A 10,467-nucleotide genomic window follows, 5' to 3' on the forward strand; every position below is an offset into this window, starting at 1 on the left:
TTTGATCTTTTCCATGCGCTTTAGGCGAGACTGGGCTTGTTTGGCTTTTGACGCTTTGGCGCGGAAACGCTCCACAAACTTGGCCATATGGTCCAGCTGCACTTGCTGTTTTTCGCGCTGCTTGTTGTTCAATTCCATCTGCAAACGGCGATTGGCCTCGAACTGATCATATTGTCCGCGATAGAACGAAAGGTCCTGGTTGTCCAAATGCACAATGGAATCGACCGCCTTGTTCAACAGGTCACGGTCGTGGCTGATCATGAAAACAGTATAGGGGTAGTTCGCCAAATAGCGCTCTAGCCACAATGTGCCTTCCAAATCCAAATAGTTGGTCGGCTCATCGAGCAGCAGCAGGTCGGGTTGTGAAAACAAAACCCCAGCAAGCGACACACGCATCCGCCACCCACCAGAAAGGTTGGCGCAAGGCTCGGCCTGCTTTTCTGCTGAAAAGCCCAAGCCTTTCAAAACAGCACTAGCCCGCGCTTCTGCAGAGTGTGATTCAATTTCGGCCAACCGAGTATAGACTTCGCCAATGCGGTTCGGGTCGGTAACTGTTTCCGCCTCTGCAAGCAGCGCCAAACGCTCTTTGTCTGCACTCAGCACAATGTCCATCACGCTGTCGGCAGTTGCAGGTGCTTCTTGCGCCACTGCGCCAATGCGCGCGCGCTGGTGAATTTCAAAACTGCCGCCATCCGGCGCAATTTCACCTTGTAGGATTTTGAACAGGGTCGTTTTGCCAGAACCATTGCGACCCACAAAGCCGGCTTTGGAGCCTGCAGGCAAAGTGAGGTTGGCATTTTCGAAAAGCGTGCGGCCTTCGATCAAATAAGTCAGGTTTGTAATTTGCAGCATGATGCGAAGGTATTTGCTTTGATTTTGGCACAGTGTGAGACAGTGTTGAAACGGTGTCACGATTGGGCGCTGAGGTTGAATTGGTCGATTTGTGCCGCTTTTACGTGAAGAAGGGGGCGGTTGGCCATTGTTTTTGTGTGCTACGCGCGCAAAAACGTAAAAGAAAGCAGGAAAATCTGCTGTTTTATCGCTTAAGGAGCGCCAACATGAACAAAAGAGCCATAATTCTGGGGTTGTGCGCCTTTTGGGTTCTCGTGGCATTTGTCATTTGGAACAGCGTCACAACCGATCCGACACAAAGCGGCACAGATCGAACCAATTTTGACCCAAACGCAGCCCCCAAAGAAGCCATTCAGCGCGCCTGGCGCTCCGGGGATAATTCCGTCTTCTTGCAATATACCTACACCGCACCCAACGCTTGCTGGCAAAAGAGCAACATAAATTCGCTATCGATAGAGAACGACACAGCAACCTTAACGCTGGTGCCAATGATCGTTGACGCCTTTTGCGCGCAAGCAATGACAGCGCTAACATATGATCAAGTAATTGAAATAACGCGAAAAATTGAAGTGCTGGTCGTTATTGTCGAACATCCAGCAGGTGGTTTGATCGAGCGTAGTGAGTTGTGGATCGAGCCAGAAAAAGAATAGTTTTTTCGCCCAATGATTGAATGCTGCATTCCAAGGGTTGTTTATTGATCCAACTCGGCGTAAAACCCCGGCCAAATTCCCCATAGAACCACTAAGGAAATAAAATGGCTCTGGAACGTACTTTTTCAATCATCAAGCCCGACGCAACAAAACGCAATCTAACAGGCAAAATCATCGCAAAATTCGAAGACGCAGGTCTTCGCGTTGTCGCTTCTAAGCGCATTCACATGACACAAGCACAAGCTGAAGGCTTCTACGCTGTTCATAAAGAGCGTCCTTTCTTTGGAGAACTTGTTGAGTTCATGATTTCTGAGCCAGTTGTTGTTCAGGTTCTTGAAGGCGAAAACGCAGTTTTGAAAAACCGCGAAGTTATGGGCGCAACAAACCCAGCAGAAGCAGACGCAGGCACAATCCGTAAAGAGTTCGCGCTTTCAATCGGCGAAAACTCAGTTCACGGTTCAGACGCTCCTGAAACTGCTGCAGAAGAAATCAAATTCTTCTTCTCTGACGATGAAATCGTTGGCTAATTAGCTACACCTCATCAATGATTTAAAGGCCGTGCTCAAAGCTTGAGCGCGGCCTTTTTGCGTCTAGTGCTTGACAAATCACCTAGCCAATTGGCTCTATGGCTTTGTCGAATATCCTATTGCACATAGGCTACCCAAATGAACAAAATCCCCGTTCGCTCTATCGAGCGCAGCGTGTGTCCGCACGATTGCCCGTCCACCTGCGCGCTTGATGTTGAAATTATTGATGAAAACACAATTGGCCGCGTGCGTGGCGCCAAGGATGATCCCTATACGGCAGGGGTGATCTGCGAGAAAGTCGCGCGATACGCTGAACGTGTGCATCACCCGGAGCGTTTAACCCATCCACTTAAGCGGGTTGGTGCAAAGGGTGAGGGCAACTGGCAGCAAGTCAGTTGGGATGAGGCGCTGGACGATATTGTTGAGCGTTTTCAAACCATTGAAGCAGAACATGGTGCTGAGGCTATTTGGCCCTATTTTTATGCGGGCACCATGGGCCACGTCATGCGCGACGGGATAGAGCGTTTGCGCAACGCCAAATCCTATTCCCGCCAATATGGCACCATCTGTTCAATGATTTCATGGGCCGGTTTTGTTACCGGCACCGGCAAACTAATGGGCGTCAACCCAGAGGAAATGGCCAAATCTGATGTGGTGGTGATTTGGGGCACCAACCCCGTGCATACTCAGGTCAATGTGATGACCCACGCCATGCGCGCGCGCAAAGAACGCGGCGCAAAAATTGTAGTGGTCGATATCTACAACACCGCAACCATGCAACAAGCCGACCTGGGCCTGATATTGCGCCCAGGGACCGATGGTGCACTCGCCTGTGCCGTAATGCATGTCTTGTTGCGCGACGGGCTGGCAGATCGTGAATATATGAGCAAATTCACAGACTTCGGCCCTGAATTTGAATCTCATCTAAAGGATAAAACACCCGATTGGGCGGCTGGTATCACTGGATTGAACGCCGCTCAAATTGAAGAATTTGCTGCGTTGGTAGGACGGAACAAAAAGAGCTATTTCCGCCTCGGCTACGGATTTACCCGCCAACGCAATGGCGCTGTCGCCATGCATTCAGCGCTTTGTATCCCCGCCATGACTGGTGCGTGGATGGAAGAGGGCGGTGGAGCGTTCCATTCAAATTCTGGTACTTGGGGATTGAATAAAACTGACCTCGAAGGCACCAACCTGGTAGATCAGCCAACACGCCTATTGGACATGTGCGAAATCGGCCCGATTCTAACAGGAGAACCTAAGGCGCTGAAATCTGACGTTCCCGTCAAAGCCTTGTTGATCCAAAATACCAATCCCGTGGTGGTGGCTCCAGAGCAAGCCAAAGTAAAACAAGGATTCGCGCGCGAGGACTTGTTCACCGTGGTGCATGAGCAATTCATGACAGAAACCGCGCAAATGGCCGACTATGTGCTGCCAGCCACACTGTTTCTGGAGCACAGCGATTATTACACGCGTGGCGGACACACGCGCATTTTATTGGGTCCAAAACTAATAAAAGCACCGGGCGAGGCCAAGTCGAACCATTGGCTATTTGCCCAATTGGCGGAACGACTTGGTGTGTCATCTTCTATTTTTGAAATGTCGGACGATGAACTGATCGACCATACGTTCAAAGAATCTGGATTTAGAAATCTGGACGCTGTTGAACAAACGCGTTTTGTTGATCGCGAAAACAAGACCGACATTGCCCATTACCGCCAAGGTTTTGCATGGCCCGATGGCAAGTTTCGCTTTGCGCCAAATTGGGAAGAAACGCGCAAAACCAAAGGCGTTGAATGGGTCTGTGATCCGTCGATTATGCCAAAATTCGCTGACCATTGGGACGTAAATGAGCCAACGGATGCCGAGCATCCTTTTAGGCTGGCCACCAGTCCGGCACGCGCATTTCTGAATAGTTCATTCAACGAAACACCTGGTTCGCAAAAACGGGAAGGGGCGCCAAAGGCGCTTATCCACCCAACAGATGCTGCGAAGCAGAACATTGCTGATGGCGATCAGATTCAACTCGGCAACAAACGAGGGCAAGTTATTCTAAGTGCTGCAATTTTTGACGGCATACAAACCGGCGTTGTGATCGTTGAAGGGTTGCACAAGAATAAAAGTCATGCTGATAACAATGGCATTAACACGCTTGTTGGATCAGACCCGGTGCCACCATTTGGCGGCACTGCTTTTCATGATTGTGCAGTTTGGGTTAAACCACTCTAGCCCAGAATGGCTGCAAGCCTTATGCAAAGTAGGTTACGTAAAAGAAGTATACCGTCAGCCCAAACCCATAAATGATCACAAAGTTGCGCAGCAATGCCGCCGGCAAAAGATAGGATAGTTTTGCCGCTGCAAAGCCGCCAATGGTGGCGCCAACCAACGCAATGGTGCCCGCTTGCCATTCAATTGAACCGCTCATGGTGAACCGGATCACAGCGGTAATAGACACCAGAAACGAGATCAGCAGCTTAAGCCCGTTCATTGCGTTTAGGTCTTTGAACCCCGCAAGCACCAAATAGGCGAGTAGGATGATCCCAAGCCCTGCATTAAAGAACCCACCATAAAAGCAAATCAACGCCAACAGCCCAACAAGGGCAATAGAACCGGCCTTTGCGGCACGCTTTGAGCTGCCAGATCTTGACGCAAGCCAACTGTTCAATCGACCGCCAAAGGTAAAGGCGATCACAGCAAACGCCATCAGCCAAGGGATCAACCCTTCATACTGAACGTCAGATACGCGCAATAGCGCTTCAGCACCCAAAAAACCTGCCGCCAGTGCAATGATCGCATAAAGCACAAGCTTATCTTTATGTCGCAATATGTCGGCCCGAAACCCAATTGCACCGCTGCCATATCCGGGCAGGCAGGCGAATGTGTTGGTGGCGTTGGCCATTATGGGGGGGACCCCCACAAACAAAAGCGCTGGGAAAATAACAAATGAGCCACCACCCGCAAGCGTGTTCAGAGCGCCAGCAACCAGCCCGGCGAAAAACAAAACCAACATTTCCATGAGATTACCCCTGCGATCGACCAAGGAATGCTATCGCAAAGCGAAGCGATTTGGATAGGCGAACTTGTGACAAATCGTCCAAACACAAAATAGTGTTTAGGCTGCCCTTGCAGCTTTATCGCAATTATACGATAAATGGCCTAATACTCTTAGAAAGTAAGGTTGATCATGTCCCACACTCAAACGCAGCCAATTGAACTGCACTATTGGCCCACTCCAAATGGTTTTAAAGTATCAATCATGCTTGAAGAGCTCGGCGTGCCTTACGCGCTCAAGCTGGTCAATATCGGCAAAGGTGAGCAGTTTGAACCAGACTTTTTAAAGATTGCACCCAACAACCGCATGCCAGCCATTGTTGACCCTGAAGGGCCTGACGGACAGCCGATTTCAGTTTTTGAATCGGGCGCGATTTTGAAGTATTTGGGCGAGAAATTTGAAAAGTTCTATCCTAAGGATTGGCGCGAGCGCGTTGCAGTTGATGAATGGTTGTTTTGGCAAATGGGTGGTTTTGGGCCAATGCTGGGGCAAAACCACCATTTCAACAAATATGCGCCAGAAAAACTGCCTTACGCGATTAAACGCTATATTGATGAGTCCAACAGGCTCTACGGCGTTTTAGACAGGCGTCTAGAAGGGCGCGATTTTGTCGCCGGTGACTATTCTATTGCGGATATGTCGATAATTGGTTGGTCGTTGGGCCATGAAGGGCAGGGCGTCAATATTGATGAGCTCCCAAATGTGAAGGCATGGCAAAAGCGTCTGCTTGAACGCCCAGCAGTTGTTGCGGGTATAGCCATTGGCAAGGCGGAGCGTGACAAAATGAACTTGGCCACCGATAAAGACGCTCAAAAAGTTCTGTTTGGGCAAAGGTAAGACAATTAGAACTCTGGGTCAGGACCCAATTCTGACCCAGTCCTCGTGCAAACACAAAACGCGTAGCACGCATCCGCGAACACGAAGTTTGTCGGCATTCTTCAATTCTAAAGTCCCATCATACATTTTGCCATCAAGCGGATTGTAGAGTTGCCCGGGCAGCTTGCCGTGCTGCGCATCCTTTTGCACTTCAAGCAAAGGTAATCCGAGTATGGGGCGACCGTTTAGTTGTGGGTCTGGGTTGCGAATATCACGCAAACCTGGTTTGGCGGGTTTGGACACGATGCCACAATAATTCTGTCCGCATTCCTTGATCGTGATTTCGGCTTTGTCCTTGGTTAGCCACACCCCCGTAGGGTCGGTCGCAAAGGCAGCGGACGCCGACAAATATGTCAGCATTATCAATATCGTACCAAGAATATACCTTTGTGGCGTTCTCCAAAACACGGTTTTACCCTCATTCGTATCAACGACCGATATGGCCAATTGTAACATCACGAAGCGCTTAAAGACAATTGCCCCAATCTGCACTTCCATTGCCAATTGATATGATTACGCACGCACCAAATTGCAATCAGCAAAAATAATTGAATAGAATCTGCATAAAATCGTCACGTTAGACTTGATTTGCGCGTCGCTTTGGGATTTAAGCGGCCTCGGAGAGGTGGCCGAGTGGTCGAAGGCGCGCCCCTGCTAAGGGCGTAGGCGGGTAACTGTCTCGAGGGTTCGAATCCCTTCCTCTCCGCCATTTTCTTGAAAATCCCACATAACAACAAAAGTCTTGAGAACATGTGCTGCGTCGCTATGCCAGCAACGCCGTTCGTTGGGTTGATTTCCCCATAACGAGCGCCAGAATCTTGGGCGCTCGATTCCATTTGTTGCGTGCATCGAAGGTTCCATCGGTTCCTTATTTGTGAAGGCCTATATGGGAGTTGCTGATGCAGATCTTATTGCCTTTTCTGCATTTAGCGGGAGTGCGGTTTCTCCGCTTACACTCAAGAACTCAACCGTTGAATTATCATCATACTGAACGGTTAGATGCTGCGGCTGAGTTGGCAACAGCAATGTCATTGCATCTTGGGCTCGAACTTGTGTGCCTGCATTTGAGGTTGGTAGTGGCGATGAGACCGTAGTGCCCTTCGTTGCGAAGGGCATGCATATTGCACAGCGACGGTGAAAAAACTCTCCCGGTAGAACATTGTTCCAGCTATAGAACGCGGCAATTCTTCCCGCTGTAATGTCGGATATGGGTTTTGTTTTCGCCACTCTATCGCCCAAACTGGACAGATCCAGATTGTTGATGATCCCCCCAAGGTTGTTCAAAAACCCATTTGATGAATTGCGCTCTTGGATTTGCAGAATGTTTTCTGGTGCAGTGCAAGTGTCGTCGCCAAAGGTTTGCATAAGTTCAAATTGCCCGCCAACCGTCCAATGTTCGCCAAATAGTGCTTCGACATTGCAAAACTCAATACTGCCGCCAACGGCTGAGCCACCCGACGTGTTGTCCAACGTTAGGTCGAGCACAATTACGTCCAAACCATCAATGTTTGTTAGCGAGATAATCTCAATGCTTGTCCAGGAGCCCGCATACCAGCCAGTTGGAATGGCCCCGCCAGCGCCAATTGATCCAATATTGGCGCCTGAAAAAGAAGAGTTGGTTGGGTGATAAGTTTCAGCGCTCTCCAGTGATTGGCCCTTGTTCGTGATGGCGGCTATATCGGTCGCGAAATTGTGCCAGTGTCCATCCGCATCAAGCGCTAACTTGGTGGAAGCGCGTGTGAAGCTAAAAGCGTTGGAGTTCGAAACCTCCAGTCCATTTTTCATGTAACGCATATTGGCAAAATCCGCATAAAACGTTGCGCCAGTTGGCCACCATAGTTGTTGCCTGCTCCGGAAGGGCGACACACCTACGCCGATCATTGAATGGACTCCAGTTTCAATGATGGGGAATAAGTTGCCAAAAAGTGGTGCCTGATCGACATGTGTAAAACTCCATTTTTGTTCGATGCAACAATAATGACTGGGCTTTTTGGGTCGGGGATAGATTTTTTGCATCTAGCTTGGACTGCCCCAAGATCGGGGCGGGGGATGCATTGTCGCGTTTGGCCGGGGATAATTGGCACAATTGCCTATGAACGCTGCACTTGTTCAATTTCCAAACTCCGCTATAAATGTGAAAAGTGCGCCATAGAACGTTTGCGCGGCCAGTTGTCACTTGCACAATTGTTGGTTTATCTATAAAAAAGCCACCATATAACGATGGTGAAAAAAATTATCTATAAAACGGAGCGGTGATTTGGATTTGGTGAACGATACGACCGAAGAACAAGCAATTGACCAGATTACAGTCTATAAAGTGAGTGGTCGGCGCGCCGATGTGGTGAGCCGGGAAGAGGCGGATGCCATCTACAACCAGTCCTTCATGGACTTGTTGTTCAAAGCTCACACTGTTCACCGCGAAAACTTCGATCCAAATCAGGTTCAGCGCTCCAAGCTTTTGTCGATTAAGACGGGCGGTTGCGCTGAAGATTGTGCATATTGCAGCCAATCTGCGCGCAACGGCTCAACTTTGTCTGCTTCTAAACTCATGGAAGTTCAGGCTGTTTTGGCTGAAGCGCAAAAAGCCAAAGAAGGCGGTGCCAGCCGTTATTGCATGGGCGCGGCTTGGCGCTCACCAAAAGATCGTGACATGGCTGTGCTTGAAGCTATGGTGCAGGGCGTTAAAGAGCTTGGCATGGAAACCTGCATGACGCTTGGCATGCTTGAAGATGATCAAATTCACCGCCTAAAAGACGCGGGTCTTGATTATTATAATCACAACATCGATACCTCTGAGCGCTATTACTCAGAAATCATCACCACGCGCACATTTGCGGACCGCATTGAAACGCTCAATCGTGTGCGTGATGCGGGGATAAAAGTCTGTGCAGGCGGCATTGTGGGCATGGGCGAAAAGCAAATGGACCGCATCGATATGCTGCTCACATTGGCATCGCTCAAAGAACATCCTGATTCTGTGCCCATCAACATGCTGATCCCAATCGAAAACACACCAATGGCTGAAGTTGAAAAACTTGATCCTATTGAGTTTGTTCGCACAATCGCGCTGGCGCGTATCCTCATGCCAAAATCCCACGTCCGCTTGTCAGCTGGCCGTACGGACATGACTGATGAGTTGCAGGCCATGTGTTTCTTTGCAGGCGCAAACTCAATCTTTGTTGGCGATACATTGCTCACAGCAAATAATCCGGGCGAAGATAAGGACGCGATCTTGTTCAACAAGCTTGGCATCACCCCAATGGCTGCGGGCTGCGACGGAAAAAAATGAGTGTATTCCCCCGCCATCATGGCGTGTTGGAAGCCTTAAAAAACCGAGCGCGATATCGCGAGCTCATTCCACGCCAGGGGCATGACTTTGCCTCCAACGACTATATCGGTTTGGCCGGGTCCGATGTCCTGCGCCAAGCAGGCATTGATGCGCTTAATCGTGGTGTGCCAGTAGGGGCAGGCGGGTCGCGCCTTTTGCGCGGCAACGACGCTGAACATGAGTTGCTTGAACATGAAGCCGCCGCCTTTTTCGGTGTGGAGAGAACACTGTTTTTGGGCAATGGCTTTGTGGCTAACATGGCGATCTTTTCAACCTTGCCGCTCAAAGACGATCTGGTGTTGTACGATGAATACATTCACGCCAGCGCCCACGAAGGCATGCGCCTGGGACGGGCCACGACACAAGAATTTGCGCACAATGATGCAGCTGATGCAGCACGAAAGATCCAAGCTTGGCGCGCGCAGGGTAATGAAGGTCATATTTGGATCGCGTGCGAAGCCGTCTATTCAATGGATGGTGATTTAGCGCCGGTTGCTGAACTCTATGAGTTAGCGCAACAATTTGGCGGCACACTGATTGTCGATGAAGCCCACGCAACGGGTGTTTTTGGTGATTTGGGTCGCGGCTTAACGCACGAAATTGCACGTGATCCAAACGTTCTAGCTCTGCATACCTGCGGCAAAGCTTTAGGCGTTTCTGGTGCTTTAATATGTGGCGCCGCTGTTTTGGTTGAAACGCTCATCAACAAGGCGCGTGGTTTTGTTTTTTCAACGGCGCCTTCGCCGTTAAATGCAGCGCTGGTGCGCGCGGCGCTGAACGAGCTGCAAACAAATCCAAAACGTCAATTGGCAGCGCTCGAGCAGTTGAAACAGACCCACATGTTAGCCAAGTCGATTTGCGGGCTTGACGGGCTCCAAAGCCAAATTTTGCCTGTAATCATTGGCGAAGATGGGCCGACTATGGCCATTGCCAAAACCATGCAAGACAAAGGCTATGACATCCGCGGCATTCGGCCACCGACGGTGCCAAAAGGCACAGCGCGATTGCGGATATCCATCACGTTGAACACGCCGCTTGATGTGATTGAGCAAATGTTCAAAGACCTAAGTGCCGAGATGAAAAAACAACAATTGCCGGAGCAAGCCAATGGCTAAATCAATTGTGGTAACGGGCACCGACACGGGCATTGGCAAAACTGTTTTCTCTGCTGGTTTGGTGCAG

Annotated in this window: 11 protein-coding genes and 1 tRNA gene; 8 read left to right on the forward strand and 4 right to left on the reverse strand. The window is 49.9% G+C overall.

What is annotated here, in order from left to right; all coding sequences use genetic code 11:
• On the reverse strand, positions 1-852 hold an 852-nt coding region (locus tag Q0231_RS13380), incomplete at its 3' end, for an ABC-F family ATP-binding cassette domain-containing protein (protein WP_299348085.1).
• Positions 853-1,058: 206 nt separating this feature from the next.
• On the opposite strand from Q0231_RS13380, the gene Q0231_RS13385 reads away from it, so the two are divergent.
• The 3 genes from Q0231_RS13385 to Q0231_RS13395 all read left to right on the forward strand — a co-directional run bounded on the left by Q0231_RS13385 (position 1,059) and on the right by Q0231_RS13395 (position 4,258).
• Positions 1,059-1,502: a hypothetical protein gene (locus tag Q0231_RS13385; RefSeq protein ID WP_299348087.1), complete on the forward strand. Its 444-nt coding sequence runs from the start codon at positions 1,059-1,061 to the stop codon at positions 1,500-1,502.
• A gap of 104 nt (positions 1,503-1,606) precedes the next feature.
• Positions 1,607-2,029 (forward strand): nucleoside-diphosphate kinase, encoded by a 423-nt coding sequence (ndk, locus tag Q0231_RS13390; RefSeq protein WP_269392104.1) that lies wholly within the window; start codon positions 1,607-1,609, stop codon positions 2,027-2,029.
• A 138-nt stretch (positions 2,030-2,167) separates the two neighbouring features.
• Positions 2,168-4,258, forward strand: a complete 2,091-nt coding sequence (locus tag Q0231_RS13395) for a molybdopterin-dependent oxidoreductase (protein ID WP_299348090.1) — start codon at positions 2,168-2,170, stop codon at positions 4,256-4,258.
• A gap of 19 nt (positions 4,259-4,277) precedes the next feature.
• Here Q0231_RS13395 and Q0231_RS13400 read toward each other — a convergent pair whose 3' ends face one another.
• A complete protein-coding gene (locus tag Q0231_RS13400) occupies positions 4,278-5,045 on the reverse strand; it encodes a sulfite exporter TauE/SafE family protein (protein ID WP_299348092.1) in 768 nt (255 codons plus the stop codon).
• Between the two features lie 168 nt (positions 5,046-5,213).
• On the opposite strand from Q0231_RS13400, the gene Q0231_RS13405 reads away from it, so the two are divergent.
• On the forward strand, positions 5,214-5,918 hold the full coding sequence (locus Q0231_RS13405) for a glutathione S-transferase N-terminal domain-containing protein (protein ID WP_299348094.1): 705 nt from the start codon (positions 5,214-5,216) through the stop codon (positions 5,916-5,918).
• Positions 5,919-5,936: 18 nt separating this feature from the next.
• Here the strand turns inward: Q0231_RS13405 and Q0231_RS13410 are convergent, their stop codons facing one another.
• Complete coding sequence (locus Q0231_RS13410) at positions 5,937-6,317, reverse strand: DUF2147 domain-containing protein (RefSeq protein ID WP_269392100.1); 381 nt, start codon at positions 6,315-6,317, stop codon at positions 5,937-5,939.
• A 259-nt stretch (positions 6,318-6,576) separates the two neighbouring features.
• Between Q0231_RS13410 and Q0231_RS13415 the strand changes: the two genes are divergently transcribed.
• Positions 6,577-6,666 (forward strand) — tRNA-Ser (locus tag Q0231_RS13415).
• Between the two features lie 173 nt (positions 6,667-6,839).
• On the opposite strand, the gene Q0231_RS13420 is transcribed toward Q0231_RS13415, so the two are convergent.
• Positions 6,840-7,838: a hypothetical protein gene (locus Q0231_RS13420; RefSeq protein ID WP_299348096.1), complete on the reverse strand. Its 999-nt coding sequence runs from the start codon at positions 7,836-7,838 to the stop codon at positions 6,840-6,842.
• Positions 7,839-8,340: 502 nt separating this feature from the next.
• Here Q0231_RS13420 and bioB point away from each other — a divergent pair.
• The 3 genes from bioB to Q0231_RS13435 all read left to right on the forward strand — a co-directional run.
• Entirely contained in the window at positions 8,341-9,246 is a 906-nt protein-coding gene (gene bioB / locus Q0231_RS13425) for a biotin synthase BioB (protein ID WP_269392808.1), read from the forward strand.
• The gene (locus tag Q0231_RS13430) at positions 9,243-10,400 is read left to right on the forward strand and encodes an 8-amino-7-oxononanoate synthase (protein WP_299348098.1); all 1,158 of its coding nucleotides are present in this window, start codon (positions 9,243-9,245) and stop codon (positions 10,398-10,400) included. Before bioB ends, Q0231_RS13430 begins: the two co-directional genes overlap by 4 nt.
• A partial coding sequence (locus tag Q0231_RS13435; RefSeq protein WP_367274498.1) for an AAA family ATPase occupies positions 10,393-10,467 on the forward strand: 75 nt, incomplete at its 3' end. The genes Q0231_RS13430 and Q0231_RS13435, both read left to right, overlap by 8 nt.

Source organism: uncultured Maritalea sp. (assembly GCF_937139385.1).
Classification (GTDB): domain Bacteria; phylum Pseudomonadota; class Alphaproteobacteria; order Rhizobiales; family Devosiaceae; genus Maritalea; species Maritalea porphyrae_A.